The organism is Streptomyces sp. NPDC043746 (genome assembly GCF_056436485.1).
Genome location: NZ_JBWKCM010000007.1, coordinates 16,093 through 41,731, shown reverse-complemented (window position 1 = coordinate 41,731; position 25,639 = coordinate 16,093). Strand labels below are relative to the sequence as shown.

The following is a 25,639-nucleotide window of genomic DNA, read 5'->3' as shown; positions in this document are numbered from 1 at the left end:
ACCCCCCCCGCCAAACACCCGACCACCCATTACCCCTACAGCTGCCCCCCCCCCCCCCCCCCCCCCCCCCCCCCCCCCCCCCCCGACGCCGGAGTCGCGGCGTCGGCGCGTGGGCCCTGCCGGATCGGCGGGCAGCGGCGCGTGGGGCCGTGCCGGACCGGCGGCGTAGGCGTGGGGGCCGTGCCGGACCAGCGGTGGCGGCGCCGGAAGGTGTATCAGCGGCAGCGGCGCCCGTCGTTGATGCACCGCACCATCTTCTTCATCAGCTGCTGGTCGAAGACGTTGATGAAGTCGCCGTGGTCGGTGACCGGTTTGTGCAGCTGCTCGGGGAAGGAGTCGACGGCGAAGCCGGGACCCGGCGGCACGTCGTACACGATCCGCTGGACCAGCTGCGGAATCGCCCGGAACCCCTTCGGACAGCGCCCGTCGGCCCGTGCGAACGCCACATGGGTGCGGTGGTTGGCGCTGTCGGTGTTCCGCCCGTCCCAGCAGCTCTGGAACGCGAAGGTCCGCACCACCTGACTGCCCTCGGGGCAGATCGGGTACTTGTCCTTGAGCTGGCGGTCCTCGAAGCCGGTGCAGCTCCAGGAGGCGTTCGCGTTGGCGTCGCCGTTGGTGAACGCCTTCGCGTCCCCGGTGATGATCCGCAGGAAGCGCGGCATCGCGGTGACCCTGCCGACAGGGGAGCCGACGAACCTCAGCGTCACCTCGGACGGCGTCTGGATCTCACCGACGTTCTGGTCCCGCCCGCCCCCGTCCGCGTCCACGTCGGCCTCGTCCTGCCCGTTCTGCAGCCGCAGCACGGGCCAGTAGTAGGTCGATCGGTCGCCCTGGTTGCGGCAGGTGGTGGCGCCGCCCGCCAGGACGTCGTCGGTGGCGAAGGCGTCGTTGGCCTGGTTGCCGATGTAGTCGTGCATATGGTGCGCGCCGTTGCTCACGCCGGGCGCGACGATGACGTTGTCCGGGTTGAACTTCCCGTTCTCGTTGCGGCCGCAGTCGGTGGTGAAGGTGCCCCGGGAGGCGCCGCGGCGCTGCCGGGGGCGGACGACGTTGGGCTGGACGGACTGGATGTCCACAAAATCGGACGCCTGGGGGCCGTTCCCGGCCTGGCCGCTGCCACCGCCCGGGCCGCCGCTGTTGCTGCCCTTGCCGCCATCACCTCCGCCCCCCGTATCGCCGGAGCCGCCCGTGCCGCCCGGGTTCCCCGGGGCGTTGTCGTCGGCGCGCAGGCTGCATCCGGCGAGGCTCTCGATCCCCGCCGGCCGCTGCCCGACGCGACCGATGGCGATGGCGATGCGGTCGAGGCTCGCCGTCCGCTTGCTCCGCAACGGGCCGAGCACGGCGTTCTCCGCGAGCCCCGGATCCCGGGATATCCGCTCCTTCCGATCGGCGAACTGCCGGTAGGCATCGGTGATCTGCGTATCCATCGCCGCGAGCTCGCGGTCCACCTCGCCGCGTGCCTGCTCGGGCACCTCGCGCAGTTCGTTACCGGCATCGGGACAGTCGATGGTGGACATCTGGCGGCCCACGTCCTGGGCCCGGGAGGGCGGTGCGGCGGACGGCCGCCCTTCCCCCGCGGAGGCGTGGACATTGACCGCCACCAGCCCTCCCCCGCCGAGGATCAGGGCGGCGGAGGCGGCTATGGCCCGGTTGACCCGGCTGGAGCGCTTCTTACGGGACGTACGGGGGGTACGTGTTGAGCGTGGCATGGGACTCCTCTGCTTCGAGGGAGAAGCGTGACGTCCCATACGCGCGGCCCCGGCCTCCCGTTCAGCTCCCCGCTCGAAGCCCCGGAGCATTCGTCGAAAGCTCCAGCGGGAAAGCGGCCCGAATACCCAACTGCCCCGCGAAGAAGGTCAATCCGGCACCAACCGGTTCCTGTTCAACCACGGTCCAGGTAGGCGAGGACGGCGAGGACGCGGCGGTTGTCGTCATCCGAAGGCGGCAGGCCGAGCTTTCCGAAGATGTTCGAGGTGTGCTTGGCGACCGCCCGTTCCGTGATCACCAGCTGGGCGGCGATCGCCGTGTTGGACCGGCCCTGGGCCACCAGCTCCATCACCTCCCGCTCGCGCGGGGTGAGCCCGCCTATCGGCTCGTCCCGCGAACGGCGGGAGAGCAGCTGGGAGATGACCTGCGGGTCCATCACCGTGCCGCCCGCCGCCACCCGCCGCACGGCGTCGACGAACTGGTCGGCGTCGAACACCCGGTCCTTCAGCAGATAGCCGATCCCCCCGTTGCCGTCGGCCAGCAACTCCCGCGCGTACAACTGCTCCACGTGCTGGGAGAGCACCAGCACCGGCAGCACCGGGCGCGCCCGCCGGGCCGCCAGCGCGCACTGCAGCCCCTCGTCCGTGTGGGAGGGCGGCAGTCGTACGTCGACCACCGCGACGTCCGGGTCCAGCTCGGCCAGTGCCCGGGCCAGCTCCGGCCCGGTCTCCACGGCGGCGGCGATCTCGAACCCGTACGCCTCCAGCAGCCGCACCAGCCCGTCCCGCAGCAGGAAGAGGTCTTCGGCTAGGACAACACGCAAGGCAGCTCCATGGTGACCATGGTGGGGCCGCCCGCGGGGCTGCTGACGGCCAGGACGCCGTCGAATGTACCGAGCCGCCGTTCGATTCCGCTCAGACCGGAGCCCGCCCCGGCGCGGGCGCCGCCCCCGCCGTTGTCCGTCACGGATATCCGCAGCATGTCCTCGCCGTGGTGCAGATCCACCCAGATCCGGTCGCAGCCGGAGTGCTTCACCGCGTTGGTGAGGACCTCGCTCACCGCGAAGTACGCCGCCGACTCCACCGGTGCCTCCGCCCGTCCCGCCAGCTCCACCGTCACCTCCGTCGCCACCGGCAGCCGCAGCGCCAGCGCCTTGACCGCGTCGCCCAGGCCCCGCTCGGCCAGGACCGGCGGGTGGATGCCCCGGACCAGGTCGCGCAGCTCGGTCAGCGCCTCCGCCGACGACTCCCGAGCCATGGCCAGCATCTTCTTCGCCTGCGCGGGGTCCTTCTCGACGAGCGCCTCGATCGCGCCCAGATTCATCCCCATCGCCACCAGCCTCGCCTGCGCCCCGTCGTGCAGATCCCGCTCGATGCGCCGCAGCTCGGAGGCGGCCGTGTCCACCGCCTCGTGCCGCGTCTCGGTCAGCCGGTCCACCCGCCGTGCCAGGGTCTGCTCCGGTGTGGGCGCCAGCAGGGCGCGGGCCAGCAGGAAGTGCGCCCGCAGCACCGGCCCGGTGGCCCGCATGCCGAAGTGGAAGAGTGCGACGCCGAGCGCCAAGGCGGCCAGCGCCGTGAGCTGGCTGCTCACCGGCACGAACATGTACCAGTACGGCTCGTCCTGGAACACCCGCCACAGCCCCGCCGCCAGCACGACCGACTCCAGCGGGTAGAGCATCAGCCCCGCGGCCACCACGGCCGGTACGGCGCCGGCCGTCATGTCGACCAGCAACCACTGGAGGTCCCGCCAGGTCGCCGGGTCCTTCAACAGCAGCGTCGTCCGCTCCACCTGCCCGGTCACACCCCCGCGCAGGCCCGCGGGGAACGGGCGGTACGGGACCGGTATCCGCACACCGCACCAGTCGGCCGCCCACAGCCGGCGCTGGTTGGCATGGCGGCGCACCGCCTCCAGTACCGCCGGAGTGGTGAACACGCCGATCCCCAGCATGATGAAGGCGATCGACACCACCGCCAGCACGAACAGGGTGATCGAGACCGCCAGCCCGTACACCGCGAGGAAGAGCCCCCGCCCCGCCGCCACCATCGACGGCCGCAGTCGTCCCACGGCCTGACTCGCGCGTGCGCTCATGACGATCGGACCCTCTCCCCTACAGGGCCCGGGTCGGCCCCGCTCCCGATCAAGTCTCGTCCCACCGGCCCGGCGTCGGCAGCCGGTGAACCACCCACTCAGGGGTGCAGCCAGCACCACCCCCGTACGGGGCCTACCCCCTCACCACCGCCGGTGGCCGGAGACCGGCAGGACCTCGACCACGGCAGCGGCCCCGGTCCACGGCGAAGGACGTGGACCGGGGCCGCGGAGGGCCAACGAGCCGGTCAGGGCGTGTACTTGTACCCCACCCGGCGGACCGTCTGGATGGAACGGCGGTGCTCCGCCCCGAGCTTGCGGCGCAGCCGGGCCACATGGACGTCGACGGTGCGTCCGTCGCCCACGTGCCCGTACCCCCACACCGTCGTCACCAACTGGTCGCGGGTGTGCACCCGGTGCGGGTGCGCCACCAGATGGGCCAGCAGCTCGAACTCCAGGTAGGTCAGATCGAGGGCGACCCCGTCGACGGAGGCCGTACGCCGGGCCGCGTCGATCCGGACCGGACCGGGCGCCCCCGCCCCCTCGACCGGCTCGTCCGCCATCTGCTGCGGGAAGGGCGCAGGTTCCTGCCGGCCGATCTGCCGACGATTCTGGGAGGCGGCGACCGCACCGGCGGACGCCGACTGCCGGTCGGCCGGCAGGAGCACCAGATAGCCGATCATCGGCGGCTGACCGGGCAGGGTGGGCAGGGTGTGCTGGGGTGCGGGCAGCCAGGTCGCGCCGGGCGGCAGGAAGTCGGCCACGTCCGCGAGCCGAGCGGCCTCGTCACGGTCGACGGCGCGCAGGCGGTGGCGGTCGGGGGAGAGGGCGCGGGCGGAGGGACGGGCCGCAGCGGGCGCCGGGGAAGCCGCGGTGGCGGCGGAGGACATACGGGTGTTCGCCATGGAAGGTCAGCTTCTTTCGCGCGAGGAGTCGTCGAGGACGGACTTGCGTCGTGCGCGCGGACCGAAGGCCGGGGTGAGCGGCTTCAGAGGGCCTGCGCGTTCCATGCGCGGCAACACACCCGGTCGAAATCATGGTGCTGACGGGACGGCCAGAACGGTTCGAGGTCGCTGCGACCCGACGCGATGTGCTGGAAGCTCGCCATGGCTCCATTGAAGCAGACATCGCGGCGGTGCATCGGACTTCTCCCACCCGTCGATACGGCCGCCCGGCGTTACCTTCCTCACGCTGCGCTCCATCGCGGGCACAGGTGATCGCGTACGCCTCGAACGGGCGCGAAGACGTACGCGAGGGCCCACCGGTACACCGGACCGGCGGGCCCTCGCGGAGGCGTGGCGTCGGGATCAGACCTGGTCGGCCTTCTCCAGAGCGGTGCAGCAGGTGTCGACGATCAGCCGTGTGACGACGTACGGGTCGACGTTGGCGTTGGGACGGCGGTCCTCGATGTAGCCCTTCTGGTCCTGCTCGACCTGCCAGGGGATGCGGACCGACGCACCGCGGTCGGAGACGCCGTAGCTGTACTCGTTCCACGGGGCGGTCTCGTGCAGACCGGTGAGCCGGTCGTCGATGCCAGCGCCGTAGTTCTTCACGTGGTCCATCGGCTTGGAGCCCTCGCCCAGCGACTCGCACGCGGTGATGATCGCGTCGTAGCCCTCGCGCATCGCCTTGGTGGAGAAGTTGGTGTGCGCGCCCGCGCCGTTCCAGTCGCCCTTGACCGGCTTCGGGTCCAGCGTCGCGGAGACGCCGAAGGCCTCGGCGGTGCGGTAGAGCAGCCAACGGGCCACCCACAGCTGGTCGGAGACGTCCAGCGGGGAGAGCGGGCCCACCTGGAACTCCCACTGGCCGGGCATGACCTCGGCGTTGATGCCGGAGATCCCGAGCCCCGCCGCCAGACAGTTGTCGAGGTGCTTCTCGACGATCTCGCGGCCGAAGATCTCGTCCGCGCCGACGCCGCAGTAGTAGCCCCCCTGCGCGGCCGGGAAGCCGCCCTCGGGGAAGCCGAGCGGCCGGTGGCCGTCGAAGAAGGTGTACTCCTGCTCGATGCCGAAGATCGGAGCCTGGCCCGCGAACTGCTCGGCGACCGGACGCAGCGCCGCCCGCGTGTTGGACTCGTGCGGCGTCATGTCGATGTTGAAGACCTCGCACAGCACGAGGATGTCCGCGCCGCCGCGGATGGGGTCCGGACAGCTGAAGACGGGCTTCAGGACCCGGTCGGAGGCGTGGCCCTCGGCCTGGTTGGTGCTGGAGCCGTCGAAGCCCCAGATCGGCAGATCCGCCACGTCGCCCGACGGCGTGCCGTCCATGATCTTCGTCTTGGAACGAAGCTTGGCGGTCGGCTCGGTGCCGTCTATCCAGATGTACTCAGCCTTGAACGTCACGGACGCCATCCTTTGCGGGTGCAGCGGTCTATGCCGCGCAGCTTGGCAAGGTGCGATTTCCCGTCCGTTGCCCAAGTGTGAACCCCGTGTTACCGAGGATTCCTCCGGTGAAACGGCACCTCGCGGGGCCTCGTCCCACGGTGCTCCCCGCCCTCACCCCCTGTTCACGCGTCGCCCTTGAGGAGCTGGGAGAACCCGGCCGCCCGGATGCGCCGCACCAGCTCCTCGCGGCTCGTCCCGAGCGCCTCGGCGGCCCGGGACAGCTCCCACTCCGCGCCGGCCAGGCGGTGCAGCAGGTGACCGCGTCGGACCTGGGCGTCGGAGAGCCGGAACGTCTTGAGGTAGGCGACCTGCCCCTTGTGGTCGGTGATCGTCTCTCCGATGTGCTGACCGCTCCCGTCCCGGACGAACGGCGGCAGGAACCGCCACAGGGTGAACGATCCCATCCGGTAAGCCCGTTCGAACCCGTACGAGGTGTCCAGCAGCTCCCGCGCGAACAGCCCGTCGTGCGCCTCCTCCCACGCCCGCTCCTGCCCCCGCGCCGCCGCCCGGAGATCGGCGAGCGTACGGATGTGCTCCTCGCCCGTGATCCGCGCCCCGAACTCCGCCACCGGGGCCCCGTACAGCCCGTACTGGTGCACCAGCTCCCCGTACAGGTCCTCCACCAGCGAGGCGTGCAGCAGCCGGTAGTCCTCCGGGTGAGGCACCACGAACGCGGCGGCGAGCACGTCACCGACGTACACCATCACCCCGGACTGACCGGGGTGGATCTCGAAGACCCGCAGCGCGTCCCCGAGCCCGCGCACCGACCACCCCAGGTACGCGTCCTCCGCGCGCGGCGAGAGCCCGTCGCGCAGGGCCTGGCGCGACCACTCCTCCCACGCGGTCGACGGCCCGCCGAAGTGCAGCGCCAGATACCCCTCCAGGGCCAGGTGCGACGGCAGGAAACGCAGCCGGTCACCGGGACGCCGCCTGGGCATGCGGTGGTGGACGAGCCGGGGCAGCCGGACGGCGCGCGGCGCCTCCCGCCCGCCGAGGTGGGTGCCGTACGCGGCCGACTGCCCGCCCCCGTCCCGCACGTCGGCGCCCTCGCCGTCGCCGGACCAGTCGGCGACGAGTCCGTGGGGGATGTACGGGACGTCGTGCGTACGGGGCCCGAGCTCGACGGCCCCCGCCCCGAGCCGCTCGTACACCTCCCGGTGCAGCCGGAGCCCGGCGACCGGCTCCTCACGTACGAGCGGCACGAGCCGGACACCGCCCCAGACCTGCGAGGGCCGGGTGGTGAGACCGGTCAGCTCCAGCCGGTTCACGACGCCGTCCCCTCTCCGGTGAACTGCGCCACCCGCCGGTCCAGATACGCGTACAGCTCCGCCGCCCCGCTCCGGCCCTCCGCGAACCGGGCGATCTCCACCAGCGCGGGCAGATCCTCCGCGTCCCGGGCCCCGGTCGTCGGAACCCCCGCCGCCAGCCGCCGTACGTCGAACCCCTCGGCGTCGTATACGGGGTTGAGGTGCACCACGGCCGTCCGCCGCCCCGGGTCCAGCCGCTGCCGCCACACCCGCAGCACCTCACCCGCCAGCCCGGCCGGAGCGTTGTCCCATCCGTCGGAGACGATCACCAGTCGGTCAGGGCCCGCACGGCCGGGCCCGCCCGGCTCAGAGCCCACCGGCACGTCCGGCCCCCCTTCACCCGGCCCGTCCGGCCCTCCACCCGGCCCGGGCTCCAGCGCGTCCAGGATGCGCATCCCGAGCGGGGTCGGCCCCCACGGGCGTACGAGCAGGGCGTCGCCCCGGCCCGAGGTCCACAGCCCCCGGTACGCGCCCGGCGCCGCGAGAGCCTCCAGCAGATAGTGGCAGGCCAAAGCCACTGCGAGGGGCCGCCGCCGCTTCTGCCCCGACCCGGACGACGAGAAGCTGTCGTCCAGCACGGCGTGCACCCGCCCCCAGCTCCCGGCATGCCCGTCGGCGGCCCGCCGGGCCGCCGTGCGCAGGGCACCGGTTAGCTCGGCACGCCGGGCGACGCGCTGCTCGAAGGGGAGCGCGAGGACGTACAGCGCGAGCCGGGTCAGCGGCATCACGGCCAGATCGACGTCCGGCTCCCGGTCGCCCCCCACCCGCTGCTCCCGGGTGCGCAGCCGCTCCAGCCGGGTCATCCGGGGCGCCGCCCGCTCCAGGAAGGCGGCACGCTTCATCCCGTGCCGCGCCGCGAACCCCTCCGCGACGCTGAACGGCAGCTCGGCCACGGCCCCCTGCTCGTAGTGCGCGCGCCGCCAGGCGTCCAGCAACGGGTGCGCGTACCGCGGCAGCTTCCCCGGCCGGAACAGGAACGCCCCGACCTCGGAGAGCGGCTCGGCACCCCGCGGGCAGCGCAGATGAACATGACGGGCGGCCGTCTTCACGCCCCTGCGGTACTTCACCGCGTCGTGCCCCAGATCCGGCCGGGCCTCCAGCCAGTCCCGCATGATCGCCCGGGTGCGCCGGTTGTTGACGCCGGCCCGGCGTACGGCACCGAAGAGGCGGTAGACGCGCTGAGGCGGCAGCACCGCCAGCCGGGCGGCGATCAGCCGCCCCTCGACGCCTCGCTCCTCGGCGCTCGCCTCGGCCGCGCTCTTCAGCAGCCCGAGGACGATGCGGGCGGCGTTGTGGTCGTTGATGTCGAGGGCGAGGGAAGCGGCGTAGACACGACGGTAGTTGACCCGTACGTAGGTGTGCAGGAAATCCAGCGGGAGTCGCTGGTCCACGGCGTCCGGGCCGCCCGGGCGGAACTCGCGCTGTCCGGTGGCGGTGACCGCGGCGTTCAGGAAGAGCAGGACGTCCTCGGCGGCGACGAGGTCGGCGAGGCTCTCGGACGTGTGCATGGTCTTCTCCCCGGTGAACGCAGCTGCCGGCCGGGGAATGGAGGCGCGAACAACGAAATCATCGCTTCAGAGGCACGTCCCGGAAGTCGCAGCCGAAGTCCCGCGGCCGGCCCGGGAAATCTAACGGGCCGGGGCACGCTGTGGCCACCGCATTCCGGTCGGTGCCCGAGTGCTCCGGTATCCGGCACCGGGCTCACTGCCCGGCCCCGCGCACTCCGGCACCACCCGGGGCCCCGCCCCGCGCGTTCCGGCACGCGGGCTCACCGTCCCGCCCCGCGCACGCCGGCATCCGGCACGCAGGTTCCCCCCGCACCACGCACCCGGGCCCGCCCGAGCTCACCACCCCGCCCCCTGCTCCCCGCGTCCGGGCGCCGGGCAGACTGACTCCATGACGACCTCCGCCGCCGCCTCCGCCACCCCCGCGACAACCCCCCTCCGGATCGGCCTCCTCGGCGCGGGCCCCTGGGCGCGCAACACCCACGCCCCCGCCCTCGCGGCCCACCCCGACGCCGTACTGACCGGTGTGTGGGGCCGCAGGGCCGAGGCGGCCAAGGCTCTCGCCACCGTGCACGGGACCCGGGCGTACACGGGGGAGGCGGGGATCGACGCGCTGCTGGAGGTGAGCGACGCGGTGGCCTTCGCGCTGCCGCCGGACGTACAGGCTCCGCTCGCGGTCCGGGCGGCGGAGGCGGGGTGCCACGTCCTGATGGACAAGCCGGTCGCCACGACGGTGGAGGGGGCGCGGGCGGTCGCGGAGGCGGTGGCGCAGGCGGAGGTGGCCTCGGTGGTCTTCTGCACGCTCCGCTTCGCGCCCGAGACCGTGGCGTGGATCACGGAACAGACGGCGGTGGGAGGCTGGTTCACCGCCCGCGCGCAGTGGCTGGGCTCGCTCTACGCGGCGGGCTCGGCCGGCGAGTACGCCGAGTCGCCGTGGCGGCGGGAGAAGGGAGGCCTGTGGGATGTCGGCCCGCACGCGCTGTCGGTGCTGATCCCGGTGCTCGGAGAGGTCACGGAGCTGACGGCCGCGCGGGGCCCGGCCGACACCACCCACCTGATCCTGCGACACGGCTCCGGCGCCTCCAGCACGGTGACCCTGGGCCTGAGCGCCCCGCCGGCCGCGGCGGGCATGGGCATCGAACTGCGGGGCGAGCACGGGACGGCCGAGATCCCGGGGTGGGACGGTGCGCGGACGGCGTTCCGGGGCGCGGTGGACGCGCTGGCGGAAGCGGTACGAACGGGGGTGCCGCACGCCTGCGACGCCCGCTTCGGCCTCCGGCTGACGGAGCTGCTGGCGGAGGCGGAGAGGCAGGCGGGGTGATGGCGGGGGCCTGATGGCAAAGGCCGCCCCGGGGCCCGGGGCGCGGCACGTCCAGAACACACGACTCCGCTGCCGCGTCCGGCCTACCCCCTACCTGCCGGCCGACGCCCCAGCGCGTCCCGTACGGCTTCCTCGCTCCGCGCCACCAGGGCGCTGCCGTCGTCGGCGGTGATGATGGGCCGCTGGATCAACGTGGGGTGCTCGGACAGGGCGGCGATCCACCGCTCCCGCGAACCGGAGTCCCGCGCCCACTCCTTGAGCCCCAGCTCCTTGGCCACGGCCTCCTGCGTCCGGGTGATGTCCCACGGCTCCAGGCCGAGCCGGTCCAGGACGGCCCGGATCTCCTCGGCCGAGGGCACGTCCTCCAGGTAGCGCCGGACGGTGTAGTCGGCCCCCTCGGCGTCGAGCACGGTGAGTGCGCCGCGGCACTTGGAACACGCCGGATTGATCCAGATCTCCATGGGGCCAAGGGTACGCGAGGGAGCCCCGAAAACGCCTCTGGCCAGGGGTGATTGTCAGTGGGGGGCAGTAAAATGGAGGGAGTTCGTGAGGGTTCCACCACCCCGCCAGGAGGATGCCGATGGCCGTTGCCGCAGCCACCACCGAGCCGCTCGACCGACAGCTCCCGATGCCCTTCCACCCGCCCCTGCCCACCCCGCCGGTGAAGAAGCGCCTGCCCGCGGGCCGCCCCCGTGAGTGGTACGTCTCGCACAACCGCCGCCTGAAGGCCATGCGTCTGGCGATCGCCCTGCTCGACAGCGGGATCTACCAGCCGACCAGCGCGGGCAACCACAAGATACGGACCACCGCCGAGCGTCTGGGCATGCACCCGCCGTCCGACACCACCTGCCGCATGGTCCGCGCCCTGATCCGCTACGGCCGCTGACCCGACCACCACTCGCTGACGTCCTGTGCCCGGCGGACCGGAGGCCGTTCCTCCGGGCACAGCCCTGCCCGCCCCCTACGCGGCGCACGCCGGTCCGAAAAGGGCTCGAACACCGCACGGGTTGCCTCTACCGTGTCCGGGTGACAACTCAAGTGATCGTGCTGAACGGTGGGTCCAGCTCCGGCAAGTCCGGCATCGTCCGCTGCCTCCAGGCGGAGTTGCCGACCCCGTGGCTCGTCGCCGCGATCGACACCTTCGTCGACTCCCTGCCCGCGTCCCTGCGCACGACGGACGCGGGCATCGCGTTCGCGGGGGACGGCGACGTGGTCATCGGCGAGGAGTTCCGGAGACTGGAGGATGCCTGGCGCGAGGGCGTCGCCGCGATGGTCCGGGCGGGAGCGCGGGTCATCGTCGACGACGTGTTCCTCGGCGGCGCCGCCTCCCAGGAACCATGGCGGAAGGCGCTGGCGGGCCTGGACGTGCTGTGGGTGGGCGTCCGGTGCGAGAGCGAGGTGGCCGGGGCCCGCGAGATCGCCCGGGGGGACCGCCCGAGGGGCATGGCCGCGGCACAGGCGGAGAAGGTGCACCGGGGGGTGTCGTACGACTTGGAGGTGGACACGACACATACGGAGTCTCTGGCCTGCGCGAGGACGATCGCGGCCCGCGCGGCCGGGCCGGCCGAGCCGCCCTTGTACGCCTGACGGGAGCGGGATGACCGACCTGTGGACCGGTGAGAGAGTACGCCTGCGCGGCATCGAACCCGACGACTGGGAGGGCTTCCGGACCCTGGCCCTGCACACCGTCGACGCCCGCAACGCCGACGTGGTCGAACCCCCGCGCTCGGACGAGAGCTTCCGCGCCTGGACCGCCGAGCGCGCCTGCCGCCCCCCGGACCCGTCCGCGTACCGACTGGTCATCGAGACCCGCTTCGAGCACGCCTTCGTCGGCGCGGTGTCGGTCGGCGAGACGGACGCCCGCGCCGGCCGCTTCCGTACGGGCGTCGAGGTCACCCGCGAACACCGCCGCCAGGGCTACGCGTCCGAGGCCACCGGACTGGTCCTCACCTACATGTTCGCCGAACAGCGCAGCCACAAGTGCGAGGTGGAGGTCTACGCCTTCAACGACGCCTCCCTGGCCCTCTACCGCTCCCTCGGCTTCGTGGAGGAAGGCCGCCTGCGCCAGCACGAGTTCTTCGCGGGCGCCTACCACGACGTGGTCCTGCTGGGCATCACGGCGGACGAGTACTGGGCGGGGCGGGCGCGGCCTTCGCTGCGGTGACACCGAGTCGGTTCCGGTCGCCGAAGGCCCTGAACCAGCCGCGGTGCACGGATCGGCGGACACCGGGCATATCCACCCCCGAGGATGCTCTCAGTGCACCGACCGACGGCTCGGGAGGCCCCGTGGGCAAGCAAGTCACGTGCGGATCACTGAAGACGAAGACCGGCAGGCCGTGCCGGAACCCGGCCATGATCGGCTACTCCCGGTGCCAGCTGCATCGGGGCGATTGGACACCTCCGCAGAGGAGGAGGACCAAGAAGCGGTAGCCGCACGCGGGCGTTCGACGCGGCTGAGGGCCGCCACCTCCGGGAGGAGGTGGCGGCCCTCAGCGTTCGACGCCGTGGTTCAGCCGCGGCTCAGAGGTCGAAGTACAGCTCGAACTCGTGCGGGTGCGGGCGCAGCTGGATCGGGGCGATCTCGTTCGTGCGCTTGTAGTCGATCCACGTCTCGATCAGGTCCGACGTGAAGACGCCGCCCGCCTGGAGGTACTCGTTGTCGGCCTCCAGGGCCTCGAGCACGGCCGGGAGGGAGGTCGGGACCTGCTGGACGTTGGCGTGCTCCTCGGGAGCCAGCTCGTAGAGGTCCTTGTCGATCGGCTCGGCCGGCTCGATCTTGTTCTTCACGCCGTCCAGGCCCGCCATCAGCAGCGCGGAGAACGCGAGGTACGGGTTGGAGGACGGGTCCGGGGCGCGGAACTCGACGCGCTTGGCCTTCGGGTTCGAGCCGGTGATCGGGATGCGCATCGCGGCGGAACGGTTCCGCTGCGAGTACACGAGGTTGACCGGGGCCTCGAAGCCGGGGACCAGGCGGTGGTACGAGTTCACCGTCGGGTTGGTGAAGGCCAGCAGCGACGGGGCGTGCTTCAGGATGCCGCCGATGTAGTAGCGCGCGGTGTCCGAGAGACCGGCGTAGCCCTGCTCGTCGTAGAAGAGCGGCGAGCCGCCCTGCCACAGCGACTGGTGGACGTGCATGCCCGAGCCGTTGTCACCGAAGATCGGCTTCGGCATGAAGGTCGCGGTCTTGCCGTTGCGCCAGGCGACGTTCTTCACGATGTACTTGAAGAGCATCAGGTCGTCGGCCGCGGCGAGCAGCGTGTTGAACTTGTAGTTGATCTCGGCCTGGCCGGCGGTGCCGACCTCGTGGTGCTGGCGCTCGACCTGGAGGCCGTTCTTGTCCAGCTCCAGGGAGATCTCGGCGCGCAGGTCGGCGAAGTGGTCCACCGGTGGGGCCGGGAAGTAGCCGCCCTTGTAGCGGACCTTGTAACCCCGGTTGTTCTCGACCGCACCGGTGTTCCAGGCGCCGGCCTCGGAGTCGATGTGGTAGAAGCTCTCGTTCGCCGACGTCTGGAAGCGGACGTTGTCGAAGACGTAGAACTCGGCCTCCGGGCCGAAGTACGCGGTGTCCGCGATGCCGGTCGAGGCCAGGTACGCCTCGGCCTTCTTGGCGATGTTGCGCGGGTCACGGCTGTACTGCTCGCCCGTGATCGGGTCGTGGATGAAGAAGTTGATGTTGATCGTCTTGTCGCGGCGGAACGGGTCCACCCGAGCCGTCGACAGGTCCGCGCGCAGCGCCATGTCCGACTCGTGGATGGCCTGGAAACCGCGGATCGACGAACCGTCGAAGGCCAGCTCCTCGGCCGGGTCGAACGTCGCCGCCGGGATCGTGAAGTGCTGCATCACCCCGGGCAGGTCGCAGAACCGGACATCGATGAACTTGACGTCGTTGTCCGCTACGTACTTCTGCACTTCGTCGGCGTTCCGGAACATCCAACTCCTCCTACTCCCGGCCCGGGAGGGACGGGGTTGTAGCTCGTTGAGCGGCCAGTGCGGGTGGCACACGCTGGACCCGACCATAGGCAGACGTGGTTTCTCAAGCATGACCCATTTGTTTCGCTCAAGTTAACCGGGCCAGGGGTGACCGGCATCTCGGCGGTACCCCCGCACGGTTCTTTCGCCGCCCCGCCCGGCCGGGAGTGCACGGGGGCGCAGTACCGTGGTCGGGTGGACAACAGGCAAGCAATCGGATCGTGGCTCTCGGGGCCCCGCGCGGCCGCCGAAGAGATGGGCGTCGACTTCGGCTACCGCGGCAAGCGGCTCGGGCTGCCCGAGGAGGGGCCGGGGGCCATCGCGCCGCTCGGCCGTCGTTTCGGGGCGATCTTCATCGACTGGTCGCTCTGCATGGTGATCGCATACGGGCTGCTCGCTCGCGGTGACCAGCAGGCGGCGGGGAACTGGGCGCTCGGCGTCTTCCTCCTGATGAGCGCCCTCACCGTCGGCACCATCGGCTGCACCCCCGGCAAGCGCCTCCTGGGGCTGCGCGTGGTCGCCGAGGACGGCGGCCGTCTCGGCTTCGGCCGTGTGATCGTACGGACCGTGCTGCTCCTGCTCGTCATCCCGGCCCTCGTCTGGGACCGCGACGGGCGCGGACTGCACGACCGGCTCGGCCGCGCCGTACAGGTACGCATGTAGCTCTGCCCGTACGGGTACAAGCCGCACCCCTGCCGTGGAAGTACGGACGCAGTCCTCACGGCAGGCGGATGCGGCCCGCACGGCAGGCGCGGAACGCAGCGCGGCCCCGGACCGTCCTCGGTCCGGGGCCGCTGCGTTTCCGGTGCGTACGTCCGGTGTCAGCGCATCTTTCCACCGCGCGGCATCCGCATGCCCTTGGGCATCGGGCCCTTCGGCAGCGGCATGTTGCTCATCAGGTCGCCCATCGCGCGCAGCCGGTCGTTGGTGGTGGTCACCTGCGGGCCGGTCAGGACACGGGGGAGCTTCAGCATCTTGGTGCGGACCTTCTTCAGCGGCACCTGGCCCTCGCCGTTGCCGACGATGATGTCGTGGACCGGGACGTCCACCACGATGCGGGCCATCTTCTTCTTCTCGGCCGCCAGCAGGCCCTTCACCCGGTTCGGGTTGCCCTCGGCGACCAGGACGATGCCTGCCTTGCCGACCGACCGGTGCACGACGTCCTGGCTGCGGTTCATCGCCACCGCGGGGGTCGTGGTCCAGCCGCGGCCGATCCGGTCCAGGACGGCGGCCGCCGCGCCGGGCTGGCCCTCCATCTGGCCGAAGGCCGCCCGCTCGGCCCGTCGCCCGAAGACGATCGCCATCGCGAGGACGGCCAGGACGAAGCCCAGGATGCCCAGGTAGATCGGGTGCCCGATCACGAAGCCGATACCGAGGAGGACACCGAAGGTGGCGATTCCGACACCCGCGATGACAAGACCGATCTTGCTGTCGGTCCGCCTGGTCATCTTGTAGGTCAGGGCGATCTGCTTGAGCCGCCCCGCGTTCTCGGCGCTGTCCGCGCCTTCAGTTTTTGCCTTCCTCGCCATGTATCGAAGTTTACGTGGCGAGGAAGCGACCTAGGAACGGCGGTCGGCCACCGCGTCCAGGACGTACTCGGCCTCCACCCGGTCCTTGGCCCGGCGGCGGTCTTCCAGGACGGCCGTCCAGGCGTTGCGGCGGGCGGTGCGCTGGCCGCCGCTCAGCAGCAGCGACTCGACGGCCCGCAGGGCGGTGGTGACGGACGGAAGGGCGTGGGCGCGGACCGGTGCGGCCGGCATGGTGTCTCCCCCTCGGAGCGGGTGCGCCACCCGCGGCACGGGCGGCGCGGACTGAGTACGGGGACCTCGGTACGGGGACCGTGGCGGCGGCCGTCGGGAGCTGCCGCCGTACATGTACCTAGGGTCACTGCTCGGTGTTACCAGCGCGTGACCGGTCGGTCAAACACCAATGAACCCTTCATTCCGGCGCCCCGCACGCCGAAGCGGCCCATACGCGTCCCCCACCTGCGGGGAGCGTACGGGCCGCTTCGATCGTGCGGTCACCGCCCGGTGGGACGGGTGAGCGGACTCACACAGCCTGGGTCGTCGGCACGCCTGCGGCGGCCGCGCCGCGGGCCGCCATCGCCTGCTGGAAGAGCCGGCCCGCGCGGTACGAGGAGCGCACCAGCGGCCCCGACATCACGCCGGAGTACCCGATCGCGTCGGCCTCGTCCTTCAGCTCGACGAACTCCGTCGGCTTCACCCAGCGCTCGACCGGGTGGTGGCGCACGGTGGGCCGCAGGTACTGCGTGATCGTGATGAGCTCGCAACCCGCGTCGTACAGGTCCTGGAGCGCCTCGCTGACCTCCTCGCGGGTCTCGCCCATGCCGAGGATCAGGTTCGACTTGGTCACCAGCCCGGCCTGGCGGGCCCGCGTGATGACCTCCAGCGACCGTTCGTAGCGGAAGCCGGGGCGGATGCGCTTGAAGATCCGCGGCACCGTCTCCACGTTGTGCGCGAGCACCTCGGGGCGCGAGGAGAAGACCTCCGCCAGCTGCTCGGGCTCCGCGTTGAAGTCGGGGATCAGCAGCTCGACCTTGGTCGCACCCGCCTCCCGCTCCGCGGTCAGCGTGTGGATCTGGCGCACGGTCTCCGCGTACAGCCAGGCGCCGCCGTCCTCCAGGTCGTCGCGGGCGACGCCGGTGATGGTGGCGTAGTTCAGGTCCATCGTGACGACGGACTCCCCGACCCGGCGGGGCTCGTCACGGTCCAGCGCCTGCGGCTTGCCCGTGTCGATCTGGCAGAAGTCACAGCGCCGGGTGCACTGGTCGCCACCGATGAGGAACGTGGCCTCGCGGTCCTCCCAGCACTCGAAGATGTTGGGGCAGCCCGCCTCCTGGCAGACCGTGTGCAGCCCCTCGCCCTTCACGAGATTCTGCAGCTGCTTGTACTCGGGGCCCATCTTCGCCCGCGTTTTGATCCACTCGGGCTTGCGCTCGATGGGGGTCTGGCTGTTCCGGACCTCCAAGCGCAGCATCTTGCGCCCGTCGGGTGCGACAGCGGACACTCCGGCTCCCCTTTGCTTTCGCTGCATTGGACTCGCATTGGATTCTTCGGCGAACACCAGGGTACGCCCGTAAATCAAACGGCCTTACGTCTGCCCAACCTGCGGCCGACGGGGCCTATTCCCCCGGCCGGCCTACTGGCGGGTAGACCTGCCGGTAGCCACCACGGGGATCCCGGCGGGGGCTACGCGGGCGCGGGGGCCTGCTCGGCCGCCCGCTCGATCACGCGGGGTGCAGGCTCCGCGTTCTCCAGGATGTCCCGCAGGTGCTTCTCGGCGACCGGCAGCACCTCCTCGATGGTGATCTCCCGGCCCAGCTCGTTCGAGAGCGAGGTGACCCCCGCGTCCCGGATGCCGCACGGCACGATCCGGTCGAACCAGGTGTTGTCCGGGTTCACGTTGAGGGCGAAGCCGTGCATCGTCACGCCCTTGGCCACCCGGATCCCGATCGCCGCCAGCTTGCGGTCCTCGCGGCGCTGGCCCGCGTTGGACGGGGCGTACTCCGGGCCGTTCAGCCGCGGGTCGAACTCCTCGTCCTGGAGTCGCGGGTCGAAGTCCAGCGAGAGCCCGCCGAGCGCCTGGCGCTGCTCGACCGGGTCGCCCAGCACCCAGACACCGCTGCGGCCCTCCACCCGCGAGGTCTCCACCCCGAAGTCGGCGGCGGTACGGATCAGCGCCTCCTCCAGGCGGCGGACGTGCGCGACGACGTCGACCGGGCGCGGCAGCTTCTGGATCGGGTAGCCGACGAGCTGCCCCGGGCCGTGCCAGGTGATCTTCCCGCCCCGGTCCACGTCGATGACCGGAGTGCCGTCCAGCGGACGTTCGCTGTCGGCCGTGCGGCGCCCCGCCGTGTAGACCGGCGGGTGCTCCAGGAGCAGGCAGGTGTCCGGCACCAGGTCCTCGAACCGGGCCGCGTGCACCTCACGCTGCTTCTGCCATGCCTCCTGGTACTCGACCGCCTCCGGACCGAAGCCCAGACGGACGAACCGCAGCTCGCTCACGACAGATGCCTCCCTACGTCGGACGCCGCGTGCCCGGAGGGGTGTCCCCGGGATGACGGCACCCTGCACTGGTCGCGCCCGCAACCACTGTACGACCGTCACCCGGTCGGCCCACCGGCAGGGCGAGGGCGGACCGGCGGGGAGGGGGGCCGCGGATCGGCGGGGGGCGGTGGCGGATCGGTCGAGGATCACCATCCGGGCGCCGCCGTCAGCTCGGTTCGCAATCCTCACACGATCGGATGAACGTGGAGCAAAGGGTGTCACCGACCGCCCCGGCGGACGCTAAATTCGCGCCGTTCCCCAGGGGCTGTCCCGGCCCCCGAAGGCAGGAGACCGTACAGCTGATGTCGGAACGACCCCCGCAGCGCACACCCAACCGCCGCCTCGCCTCACTCATCGCGGAAGCCGGGTTCTCCCACGCGGGCCTCGCCCGCCGGGTCGATCAGCTCGGCCTCGAACACGGACTGGACCTGCGGTACGACAAGACCTCGGTCACCCGCTGGCTGCGGGGACAGCAGCCGCGCGGCACCACCCCCGCCCTGATCGCCGAGGTCTTCACCCGGCGTCTCGGGCGCCGGCTCTCCGCCCAGGACCTCGGCCTCGACGCCTGCGCGCCCGTCTACGCGGGCCTGGAGTTCGCCGCCACGCCCAGCGAGGCCGTCGACATCGTCAGCGGCCTCTGGCGCAAGGACTCCGGTTCACACACGGAGCTGCGCAAGATCGCCTTCACCCCGGCCGGGCTCGTCGTCCCCAGCCGCGACTGGCTGATCGGCTGCGCCGACGAATGGGTGGCCCGCGACGGCGGGCCGGACCGGCCGCCTTCCCCGCATCGCAGGCCGGGAGCGGGGGCGGGGGGCGCCGGCGGCCCGTCGTCACCCGGCCGTCCGGACGCGCCCGGCCGTACGGACGGGGGGTCGCGCACCGAGCTGCGCGGCGCGCCCAGGCCCGGCGGGCCCGTACGCCCCGGTGGCCGGCCCGCCACGTCCGCCGGCCACCCGGGCCAGACGGTCGGCCACCCCGTGTCGGCCGGTGGCCGCTCCGCCACGGCCGACCCGTCCGGAGCGGGCGGCCGATCCGGGGCGGGGGCCCTCCAGGGCGGTCCGACCGGAGGGCTGTCCGCGGGCGGGCTCCTCGGCGGACTGCCCGGCGGCGGTCAGCCCGGCTCCGGGGCTTCCTCCGGCGCGGAGGCGCTGCCCGTGGTCCCGCGCCAACGGCAGACCGAGCGCGGGCCCGGCCTCCGGGTCGGCACCGGTGACGTCTCCGCCCTGCGCTCGGTCGGTGAGCTGTTCCGCACACTTGACCACGCCTACGGCGGCGGCCACGCCCGCCAGGCCCTCGTGCGGTATCTGGAGCACGAGGCCGAGCCGATGCTCCGCGGGAGCTACGGCGAGGTCACCGGGCGCCGCCTCTTCGCCGCGGTCGCGGACCTGACCCGGCTGGCCGGCTGGACCTCGTTCGACATCGCCGCCCACGGTCTGGCCCAGCGGTACTTCGTCCAGGCCCTGAGGCTCGCCCAGGCCGCCGGGGACCGGGGGTACGGGGCGTACGTCCTGATCACCATGAGCCGTCAGGCCGTCCACCTCGGCCACGGCAGGGAGGCGGTCCAGCTCGCCCGCGTCGCCCAGCAGGGCATCGGCTCCGCCGCCCCGCCCCTCGTCCAGGCCCTGCTGCACTCGGTGGAGGCGCGCGGCCACGGGATCCTCGGTGAGGCGCGGGCCTGTACCGCCGCCCTGACCCGGGCCGAGCGCGCCCTGGAGACGGCCCGGCCCGGGGACGAGGCGCCGCCGTGGGCCCGCCTCTTCGACGAGGCCCAGCTCGCCCACGAGCTGGGCCACTGCCACCGCGACCTCCAGCAGTACCGGGCCGCCGCCCAGCACGCCGAGCGCTCGCTCCAGCTGCGCGCTCCGGCGTACGCCCGCAGCCGACTGCTCTGCCGGGTGGTGCTCGCCTCCGCCCGGCTGGGGCTCGGTGAGTTGGAGCAGGCCTGCCAGCTGGGGGCGGAGGCGGCCCAGCAGGCCGCCGAGATGCGGTCGGTCCGGGCCACCGAGTACGTACGCGCCTTCGAGCGCAGCCTGGAACCGTACCGGGACGCGGCGGCTGTACGCGGCTACCGCGACCGGGTGGCGGCCCTGGGCTGACGGGCCGGGGCGACCGGGGGCCTGCGATGTGGTGCGCCCGGCGAGCGGAGACGGGGCCCGTACGCCGTACGTCCACGCCCCCCTGCGCCCCCCACGCTCCTACGCCGCCTCCCGCAGCCCCGTACCCCCCGCGTGCGCCGGGCGCACGCCCAGGTCGGTGAGGATCGCCTCGGCCGCCCGGCGCCCCGAGTGCAGCGCCCCCTGGACCGTGCTCGTGTCGCGGTGGTCGCCGCACACGTACAGCCCGGCCAGCACCCGCACCGGCCGGCGAGGGTCGTGCGGGGCCTCCATCGCGGGGACCGCCTCCGGGTCGTGGTGGGCGGCCAGCAGCTCCCAGCCGTCCGTCGGCGTCCCGTACAGCCGCGCCAGATGGGCCCGTACGGAACGGTCCAGCTCCGGCGGCGCTGTCCCGAGCACCGTCGAGGTGATCAGCGCCCGGCCCTCCGGTGCGCGTGAGGGGTCGACCTCGCTCATCACCGCCGTGTACGCCACGGGACCCGACCGGTCACCGTCGAGCACCAGTGACCGGCCGGTCGGCGGCGGTACGGGCGCGGTGTGGTGAAGGACCGTCACCGGGCGGAAAGCGGGCACTCGCAACCCCGGCAGCAGCTCGGCCGCCGCTCCCGCGCCGGTGGCCAGCAGCAGGGAACGGCACCCCAGCTCACCGTGTTCCTTGGTCCGTACGGTGGTGATGTCGGCGGCCGTCACATGCACCCCGGTCCGGACCGTTCCGGGAGGCAGCGCCGCGGCCAGCAGATCGGGCAGCGTTCCCGAACCGCCCGCCGGTACACACAGTCCGCCCCGCGCATAGTCGCGCAGCGCCAGATCCGCGCACCGGCTCGATGTGGTGAGACCCGGGTCACCGAGCAGCGCGGTCAGCAGCGGACGCAGGACGCCGTCCACCGTGCGGGCGGGCATCTGGCCCGCGGTCAGCGCGGCGAGCGCCGTCCGCTCGGGGCGGGCCAGCAGCCGGGCCGTCGGGGTGGCGGCCAGCCGGGAGAGCGCCGCGCCGAGCCGGGCCCGGTCGATCGCGTCGGAGACCGTACGGCTGTTCCGCAGGCCGGGGGCACGGAGCCCCGAGCCCCGCAGTCCGGCGCTCGGGAGCACTGTGCTCGGGGCGCCGAGCCCGCCCCGTGACGCGGCCCGCGGCTGGCTCCCGTACCTGCCCGGCGGATCGTGGGGGGCGCTCGACCGGGTGCGTACAGCCCTGAGTGCGCCCCTCGCGCTCCGTATGTCGGCGGTGCGGTGGCGGCGGCCCTCGCTGTGCACCAGCACCCCGGGGGCGAACTCCCGCAGTTCCGGGGTGCCGAGCCCGGGCGTGGAGGTCAGCTCCGGCCAGGCGGTGCAGAGCAGGGGGCCGAGCCGGTCGAGCCGGAAGCCGTCCACCTCGTCGGTGGCCAGTCGGCCGCCCGGGGTGGGGGCAGCCTCCAGGACACTGACGCCGACTCCGGCGCCGGTCAGCAGATGGGCCGCTGAGAGGCCGGCGATCCCGGCCCCGATGATGATCACGTCCGCGTGGTGTGCCGTGCTGCGCACAAGCCCCTCCCCGAGTCGGTGCGACTGGTGGGGGGCTATTGCCCCCAACAGGACCCCGGAATGCCGGAGTTCGCATCGAGGTTAGGAGGATGGCTGATAGTGGGTCAGACGCGCGTGGCCGGGAGCACCGGGGCACGCGGTCGCACAGCCGGTCGCCGGTGCGCCCGCGGAAACGCTGTGGCGGACGCGGGCGCGGCTGCGGCTGCGGCTCGGCGCGGGGCCGCGCGGTCGGCCCCAGGGCGGCGTCGGCTCAGCGCAGGGCGGCGCGGATCGCCGCGTCGATGCCCGGGAACGCGAACGAGAAGCCGGAGTCCAGCAGTTTCCCCGGGATCACCCGCTGACTGCCCAGCACATCGCCGGCGAACTCCCCGAGCACGATCCGCAGGGCGGGCGCGGGGGCGGTGAACAGCGTCGGGCGGTGCAGCACCCGGCCCATCGCGGCGGTCACCTCGGCGTTGGTGGCGGGGTCGGGCCCGGTCAGGTTCACCGGGCCGGTCAGCGACTCGGTGTCCAGGATGTGGCGCAGGGCCGCGACGTGGTCGTGCAGCGCGATGAAGCTCCAGTACTGCCGCCCGTCGCCCATCCGCCCGCCCAGCCCGGCCTTGAACAGCGGGAACAGCCGCCCCCACGCCCCGCCCTCGCGGGCCACCACCAGTCCGGTGCGGGCGTGCACCGTGCGGATGCCCCGCTCCTCGGCGGCGGCCGTCGCGGCCTCCCACTCCTCGCAGACGGAGGGCAGGAAGCCGTCCCCGGGCGGGGCGCTCTCGTCCACCGGGCGGTCGCCCGTATCGCCGTAGAAGCCGATGGCCGAGCCGGAGAGCAGCACCTTCGGCGGGGTGTCGAGCGAGGCGACGGCCTCCGCGACCGCGGCGGTGCCCAGCACCCGGCTGTCGCGGATCTCCCGCTTGTAGGCGTCGGTCCAGCGCCGGTCACCGACCCCGGCCCCGGCCAGGTGCACGACCGCGTCGCAGCCCACCAGCCCGGCCACGTCCACGTGACCCCGCTTCGGGTCCCACGCCACCTCGTCCCCGGACCTGGCCGGCCGGCGCACCAGGCGGATCACCTCGTGCCCGTCGGCGCGCAGCGAGCGCAGGAGCGCCGCTCCGATGAGTCCGGAGGAACCAGTGACGGCGATACGGGAGGTCGGCATGGTGCCATCCTGCCCCAAGGACTGGGGGAAACACGGCAGCTCTTCCGGGGGAGAACTCCATGGAGCGGGGGGATGCAGGCGTGGGACAGTGACGTCATGTCCGCACCTGCCCTCCACTCCGTCTCCGTCCGATCCGCCCGGTCCGCCGACGAGGAAGCCCTCGGCGAGCTGGACCGCTCCACCTGGTCCACCCTGCACGCGGTGGTGCCGCGACCCCGCCCGCCGTACGACCCGTTCTTCGACGAGCGCCACCGGCCCGAGGACTTCCTGGTGGCCGAGATGGCGACGTCCTCCGCCACGGGGCCCGGCGGGACGTGCATCGCCGGGTACATACGCCTGGTGCCGCCCACGCCGCTCGCCTGCAACGCCCACGTGCGCCAGATACAGGGCCTCGCCGTGGCCGCCTGGGCCCGCGGCTCCGGGGTCGGGCGGACCCTGCTGCGGGCCGCGTGCGCCGAGGCGCGGCGACAGGGCGCCAACCGGATCACGCTGCGGGTGCTCGGGCACAACGCCCCCGCCCGGGCGCTCTACGCTTCCGAGGGGTTCGCCGTGGAAGGCGTGCTGAGCGGGGAGTTCTTCCTGCAGGGCCGCTATGTCGACGACATCCTGATGGGCCGGTCGCTCACGCACTGACAGGACGGGGCTCCGCCGCCCCGGGCCCCTGCCACGGAGTGCCCCGAGCGCCCCGGGCCCGCGCGGCCCTGTTCAGCGAGGCGCCCTCAGCAGGGCCTGGATCAGCGGGGCCTGGATCAGCGGAGCCCGGCTCAGCGGGGCGCGAAGCGGTCCCAGAGTTCGGGGTAGCGGGCGGCCAGCGCCTCGTCGTCCTCGAAGTCGACCGGGGAGCCCAGCGGCTCGGTGGCCTGCGGCGGCAGACCCAGGTCGGGCGCGACCACGCCCGTGAGCTGCTCGTAGGCCTCGTCGGCCGCGTAGCCCAGCTCCTCCCCGTCCCCGTCGACCTCCTCGTCGAAGTCGTCCAGCAGCTCCGCCAGAGCGTCCGGGTCGTGCAGCGCGCCCTCGAAGACCTCCCGGCCCTGGCCGATCAGCCAGCATCGGAAGTAGTCGAAGGCGTCGTCGCTCGCCCCGCCCAGCAGCACGGCTGCCGCGCCCCACAGATCCCAGCGGTAGGCGCGGTTGTAGCGGGCCTCGAAGTGCCTGGCGAAGTCCAGCACGGACTCGGGGTCGAGCTGCACCAGCCGCTCCACGAGCAGGTCGGCCTGCTCCTCGGGGTCGCCCTCGGCTCCCTCGCGGCTGCTGTCGATGATCTCCCAGAACTCCGTCTCGTCCATCACGGGTCCAGCATCCAGCCTGCCGGGACCCCTCGCACGCCCAGACGGCGAAAAGAAGCCTTTCAGCGATACAGCTCGCGCAGGCGTTCGGCCGCCGCCGCGAACCGGCTCCGCAACGACTCGGGGGCCACGACCTCCAACTCGGGACCCAGCGAAAGGAGCTGGCTGTATGCCACGTCCAGCGATTCCACGGGGAGAACGACCGTGCGCCACCCGTCCGGACCGGGCGGAGGGGCCTGCGCGAGAGCCTCCGCGGCCGCCGCCCGATCCCCGGCGTACGCGAGCTGCCGCGCCCCGCTCTCGGACACCCGTACGGTCACCTCGGTACGGAGGAGGGACCGGGCGAAGTCGGCGGCCCGCTCCTCCCAGAACGCGGGCAGGTCGAAGGCCTCGTCCCGCTCGAAGCGCTCGTCGGCAGGCTCCACGGAGGTGAACCGGTCGATCCGGTAGACCCGGAAGTCGTCGTCCGCCCTGGCGCAGAGGTACCAGACCCCTGCCTTGAGGACGAGCCCGTACGGAGCCAGTTCCCGCGCCACTTCCCTACGGTCACGGCCGCCGTCGACGCCCCCGCCTCTGCGGTAGCGGGCCCGGACCAGGCGGTCGTCCCAGACGGCGTCGGCGATCGCGGGCAGCAGCTCGGGCGTCTCCGGCTCGTGGTACCAGGAGGGCGCGTCCAGGTGGAAGCGGCGGGCGGCGGAGGAGGAGGCGTCACGGAGGGAGGGCAGCAGGGCGGCCGACACCTTGAGCCGGGCGGCCGACGCCGCGTCCTCCAGGCCCATCTCGCGCAGGGCCGAGGGCAGCCCGGAGAGGAACAGCGCCTCCGCCTCGTCGCGGGCCAGGCCGGTCAGCCGGGTGCGGTAGCCGCCGACGAGCCGGTAGCCGCCCGCCCGGCCGCGCTCGGCGTAGACCGGGACGCCCGCCTCGGAGAGCGCCTGCGCGTCCCGGGTGACCGTACGCTCCGACACCTCCAGCTCCGCCGCCAGTTCAGCGGCGGTCATGGCGGGACGGGACTGAAGAAGGAGGACCATCTTGATCAGCCGGGCAGCACGCATGGCCCCATTGTGGCGCCGCCGAAACGCCCTGACCGCCCACGCCGAAGGCGCAGACCGCCCATGCGGGTCGACCACCCGCGTGAGAACCCGGGGCGCCCACGCCGAAGGCGCAGACCGCTCGCACGGGCCGACCGGCCGGGCCGCATCCCCGGCCGCCCACGTCCGGCGTCCCCA

At 72.8% G+C, this 25,639-nt stretch carries 24 protein-coding genes; 7 read left to right on the top strand and 17 right to left on the bottom strand.

Annotated elements, in window-relative coordinates:
• Positions 1 to 215: 215 nt before the first annotated feature.
• From AC0682_RS10120 to AC0682_RS10090, 7 genes are all read right to left on the bottom strand, one after another.
• Positions 216 to 1,709: a DUF1996 domain-containing protein gene (locus AC0682_RS10120; RefSeq protein WP_478532103.1), complete on the bottom strand. Its 1,494-nt coding sequence runs from the start codon at positions 1,707 to 1,709 to the stop codon at positions 216 to 218.
• Positions 1,710 to 1,882: 173 nt separating this feature from the next.
• Positions 1,883 to 2,530 carry a LuxR C-terminal-related transcriptional regulator gene (locus AC0682_RS10115; protein ID WP_478532101.1) on the bottom strand — a complete coding sequence of 216 codons (648 nt, stop codon included), beginning with the start codon at positions 2,528 to 2,530 and terminating at the stop codon, positions 1,883 to 1,885.
• The gene (locus tag AC0682_RS10110; RefSeq protein ID WP_478532099.1) at positions 2,515 to 3,795 is read right to left on the bottom strand and encodes a sensor histidine kinase; all 1,281 of its coding nucleotides are present in this window, start codon (positions 3,793 to 3,795) and stop codon (positions 2,515 to 2,517) included. Before AC0682_RS10110 ends, AC0682_RS10115 begins: the two co-directional genes overlap by 16 nt.
• 245 nt (positions 3,796 to 4,040) lie before the next feature.
• On the bottom strand, positions 4,041 to 4,697 hold the full coding sequence (locus AC0682_RS10105) for a winged helix-turn-helix domain-containing protein (RefSeq protein WP_478532097.1): 657 nt from the start codon (positions 4,695 to 4,697) through the stop codon (positions 4,041 to 4,043).
• Positions 4,698 to 5,099: 402 nt separating this feature from the next.
• Complete coding sequence (glnII, locus tag AC0682_RS10100; protein ID WP_478532095.1) at positions 5,100 to 6,134, bottom strand: glutamine synthetase; 1,035 nt, start codon at positions 6,132 to 6,134, stop codon at positions 5,100 to 5,102.
• Between the two features lie 164 nt (positions 6,135 to 6,298).
• Positions 6,299 to 7,444 carry an ARPP-2 domain-containing protein gene (locus AC0682_RS10095; RefSeq protein ID WP_478532093.1) on the bottom strand — a complete coding sequence of 382 codons (1,146 nt, stop codon included), beginning with the start codon at positions 7,442 to 7,444 and terminating at the stop codon, positions 6,299 to 6,301.
• Positions 7,441 to 8,991 carry a hypothetical protein gene (locus AC0682_RS10090; RefSeq protein ID WP_478532092.1) on the bottom strand — a complete coding sequence of 517 codons (1,551 nt, stop codon included), beginning with the start codon at positions 8,989 to 8,991 and terminating at the stop codon, positions 7,441 to 7,443. The genes AC0682_RS10095 and AC0682_RS10090 overlap by 4 nt, the downstream gene beginning before the upstream one ends.
• A 388-nt stretch (positions 8,992 to 9,379) precedes the next feature.
• Between AC0682_RS10090 and AC0682_RS10085 the strand changes: the two genes are divergently transcribed.
• Entirely contained in the window at positions 9,380 to 10,309 is a 930-nt protein-coding gene (locus AC0682_RS10085; protein WP_478532091.1) for a Gfo/Idh/MocA family protein, read from the top strand.
• Between the two features lie 83 nt (positions 10,310 to 10,392).
• Here AC0682_RS10085 and AC0682_RS10080 read toward each other — a convergent pair whose 3' ends face one another.
• The gene (locus tag AC0682_RS10080; protein ID WP_478532089.1) at positions 10,393 to 10,770 is read right to left on the bottom strand and encodes an ArsC/Spx/MgsR family protein; all 378 of its coding nucleotides are present in this window, start codon (positions 10,768 to 10,770) and stop codon (positions 10,393 to 10,395) included.
• Positions 10,771 to 10,889: 119 nt separating this feature from the next.
• On the opposite strand from AC0682_RS10080, the gene AC0682_RS10075 reads away from it, so the two are divergent.
• From AC0682_RS10075 to AC0682_RS10065, 3 genes are all read left to right on the top strand, one after another.
• Entirely contained in the window at positions 10,890 to 11,195 is a 306-nt protein-coding gene (locus tag AC0682_RS10075) for a hypothetical protein (protein ID WP_478532087.1), read from the top strand.
• 140 nt (positions 11,196 to 11,335) lie between these two features.
• The gene (gene cpt / locus AC0682_RS10070) at positions 11,336 to 11,896 is read left to right on the top strand and encodes a chloramphenicol phosphotransferase CPT (protein WP_478532085.1); all 561 of its coding nucleotides are present in this window, start codon (positions 11,336 to 11,338) and stop codon (positions 11,894 to 11,896) included.
• Positions 11,897 to 11,906: 10 nt separating this feature from the next.
• Complete coding sequence (locus AC0682_RS10065; RefSeq protein WP_478532083.1) at positions 11,907 to 12,473, top strand: GNAT family N-acetyltransferase; 567 nt, start codon at positions 11,907 to 11,909, stop codon at positions 12,471 to 12,473.
• Between the two features lie 356 nt (positions 12,474 to 12,829).
• Here AC0682_RS10065 and glnA read toward each other — a convergent pair whose 3' ends face one another.
• Positions 12,830 to 14,239, bottom strand: coding sequence for a type I glutamate--ammonia ligase (glnA, locus tag AC0682_RS10060; RefSeq protein WP_028415537.1), 1,410 nt, complete (start codon positions 14,237 to 14,239; stop codon positions 12,830 to 12,832).
• A 294-nt stretch (positions 14,240 to 14,533) separates the two neighbouring features.
• Here glnA and AC0682_RS10055 point away from each other — a divergent pair, with 294 nt between their 5' ends.
• Positions 14,534 to 14,941 (top strand): RDD family protein, encoded by a 408-nt coding sequence (locus AC0682_RS10055; protein WP_254813280.1) that lies wholly within the window; start codon positions 14,534 to 14,536, stop codon positions 14,939 to 14,941.
• A gap of 158 nt (positions 14,942 to 15,099) precedes the next feature.
• Here AC0682_RS10055 and AC0682_RS10050 read toward each other — a convergent pair whose 3' ends face one another.
• From AC0682_RS10050 to lipB, 4 genes are all read right to left on the bottom strand, one after another.
• A complete protein-coding gene (locus AC0682_RS10050) occupies positions 15,100 to 15,807 on the bottom strand; it encodes a DUF4191 domain-containing protein (protein ID WP_254812687.1) in 708 nt (235 codons plus the stop codon).
• A 30-nt stretch (positions 15,808 to 15,837) separates the two neighbouring features.
• Complete coding sequence (locus AC0682_RS10045) at positions 15,838 to 16,038, bottom strand: SCO2195 family GlnR-regulated protein (protein WP_254812688.1); 201 nt, start codon at positions 16,036 to 16,038, stop codon at positions 15,838 to 15,840.
• Between the two features lie 289 nt (positions 16,039 to 16,327).
• The gene (lipA, locus tag AC0682_RS10040) at positions 16,328 to 17,305 is read right to left on the bottom strand and encodes a lipoyl synthase (RefSeq protein WP_254812689.1); all 978 of its coding nucleotides are present in this window, start codon (positions 17,303 to 17,305) and stop codon (positions 16,328 to 16,330) included.
• Between the two features lie 182 nt (positions 17,306 to 17,487).
• Positions 17,488 to 18,303, bottom strand: a complete 816-nt coding sequence (gene lipB, locus AC0682_RS10035) for a lipoyl(octanoyl) transferase LipB (RefSeq protein ID WP_254812690.1) — start codon at positions 18,301 to 18,303, stop codon at positions 17,488 to 17,490.
• A gap of 344 nt (positions 18,304 to 18,647) precedes the next feature.
• On the opposite strand from lipB, the gene AC0682_RS10030 reads away from it, so the two are divergent.
• Positions 18,648 to 20,441 (top strand): regulator, encoded by a 1,794-nt coding sequence (locus AC0682_RS10030; RefSeq protein ID WP_478532082.1) that lies wholly within the window; start codon positions 18,648 to 18,650, stop codon positions 20,439 to 20,441.
• A 99-nt stretch (positions 20,442 to 20,540) separates the two neighbouring features.
• Here AC0682_RS10030 and AC0682_RS10025 read toward each other — a convergent pair whose 3' ends face one another.
• Both AC0682_RS10025 and AC0682_RS10020 read right to left on the bottom strand, forming a co-directional pair.
• Positions 20,541 to 21,977 carry an FAD-dependent oxidoreductase gene (locus tag AC0682_RS10025; protein WP_478532081.1) on the bottom strand — a complete coding sequence of 479 codons (1,437 nt, stop codon included), beginning with the start codon at positions 21,975 to 21,977 and terminating at the stop codon, positions 20,541 to 20,543.
• Between the two features lie 250 nt (positions 21,978 to 22,227).
• Entirely contained in the window at positions 22,228 to 23,127 is a 900-nt protein-coding gene (locus AC0682_RS10020) for a TIGR01777 family oxidoreductase (protein WP_478532080.1), read from the bottom strand.
• Between the two features lie 96 nt (positions 23,128 to 23,223).
• Between AC0682_RS10020 and AC0682_RS10015 the strand changes: the two genes are divergently transcribed.
• Positions 23,224 to 23,760 (top strand): N-acetyltransferase family protein, encoded by a 537-nt coding sequence (locus tag AC0682_RS10015; RefSeq protein WP_478532079.1) that lies wholly within the window; start codon positions 23,224 to 23,226, stop codon positions 23,758 to 23,760.
• Between the two features lie 131 nt (positions 23,761 to 23,891).
• Here the strand turns inward: AC0682_RS10015 and AC0682_RS10010 are convergent, their stop codons facing one another.
• Positions 23,892 to 24,413: a DUF4240 domain-containing protein gene (locus tag AC0682_RS10010; protein WP_478532318.1), complete on the bottom strand. Its 522-nt coding sequence runs from the start codon at positions 24,411 to 24,413 to the stop codon at positions 23,892 to 23,894.
• Positions 24,414 to 24,475: 62 nt separating this feature from the next.
• The gene (locus tag AC0682_RS10005) at positions 24,476 to 25,465 is read right to left on the bottom strand and encodes a helix-turn-helix transcriptional regulator (RefSeq protein ID WP_254812691.1); all 990 of its coding nucleotides are present in this window, start codon (positions 25,463 to 25,465) and stop codon (positions 24,476 to 24,478) included.
• Positions 25,466 to 25,639 lie beyond the last annotated feature (174 nt).

Excerpts from the sequence above, each read along its gene's own strand:
- AC0682_RS10120 (WP_478532103.1), bottom strand. The coding sequence starts at position 1,709 with ATGCCACGCTCAACACGTACCCCCCGTACGTCCCGTAAGAAGCGCTCC.
- AC0682_RS10110 (WP_478532099.1), bottom strand. The coding sequence starts at position 3,795 with ATGAGCGCACGCGCGAGTCAGGCCGTGGGACGACTGCGGCCGTCGATG.
- AC0682_RS10105 (WP_478532097.1), bottom strand. The coding sequence starts at position 4,697 with ATGGCGAACACCCGTATGTCCTCCGCCGCCACCGCGGCTTCCCCGGCG.
- AC0682_RS10090 (WP_478532092.1), bottom strand. The coding sequence starts at position 8,991 with ATGCACACGTCCGAGAGCCTCGCCGACCTCGTCGCCGCCGAGGACGTC.
- AC0682_RS10085 (WP_478532091.1), top strand. The coding sequence starts at position 9,380 with ATGACGACCTCCGCCGCCGCCTCCGCCACCCCCGCGACAACCCCCCTC.
- AC0682_RS10080 (WP_478532089.1), bottom strand. The coding sequence starts at position 10,770 with ATGGAGATCTGGATCAATCCGGCGTGTTCCAAGTGCCGCGGCGCACTC.
- AC0682_RS10075 (WP_478532087.1), top strand. The coding sequence starts at position 10,890 with ATGGCCGTTGCCGCAGCCACCACCGAGCCGCTCGACCGACAGCTCCCG.
- AC0682_RS10065 (WP_478532083.1), top strand. The coding sequence starts at position 11,907 with ATGACCGACCTGTGGACCGGTGAGAGAGTACGCCTGCGCGGCATCGAA.
- glnA (WP_028415537.1), bottom strand. The coding sequence starts at position 14,239 with ATGTTCCGGAACGCCGACGAAGTGCAGAAGTACGTAGCGGACAACGAC.
- AC0682_RS10055 (WP_254813280.1), top strand. The coding sequence starts at position 14,534 with ATGGGCGTCGACTTCGGCTACCGCGGCAAGCGGCTCGGGCTGCCCGAG.
- AC0682_RS10050 (WP_254812687.1), bottom strand. The coding sequence starts at position 15,807 with ATGGCGAGGAAGGCAAAAACTGAAGGCGCGGACAGCGCCGAGAACGCG.
- AC0682_RS10045 (WP_254812688.1), bottom strand. The coding sequence starts at position 16,038 with ATGCCGGCCGCACCGGTCCGCGCCCACGCCCTTCCGTCCGTCACCACC.
- AC0682_RS10030 (WP_478532082.1), top strand. The coding sequence starts at position 18,648 with ATGTCGGAACGACCCCCGCAGCGCACACCCAACCGCCGCCTCGCCTCA.
- AC0682_RS10020 (WP_478532080.1), bottom strand. The coding sequence starts at position 23,127 with ATGCCGACCTCCCGTATCGCCGTCACTGGTTCCTCCGGACTCATCGGA.
- AC0682_RS10015 (WP_478532079.1), top strand. The coding sequence starts at position 23,224 with ATGTCCGCACCTGCCCTCCACTCCGTCTCCGTCCGATCCGCCCGGTCC.
- AC0682_RS10010 (WP_478532318.1), bottom strand. The coding sequence starts at position 24,413 with ATGGACGAGACGGAGTTCTGGGAGATCATCGACAGCAGCCGCGAGGGA.
- AC0682_RS10005 (WP_254812691.1), bottom strand. The coding sequence starts at position 25,465 with ATGCGTGCTGCCCGGCTGATCAAGATGGTCCTCCTTCTTCAGTCCCGT.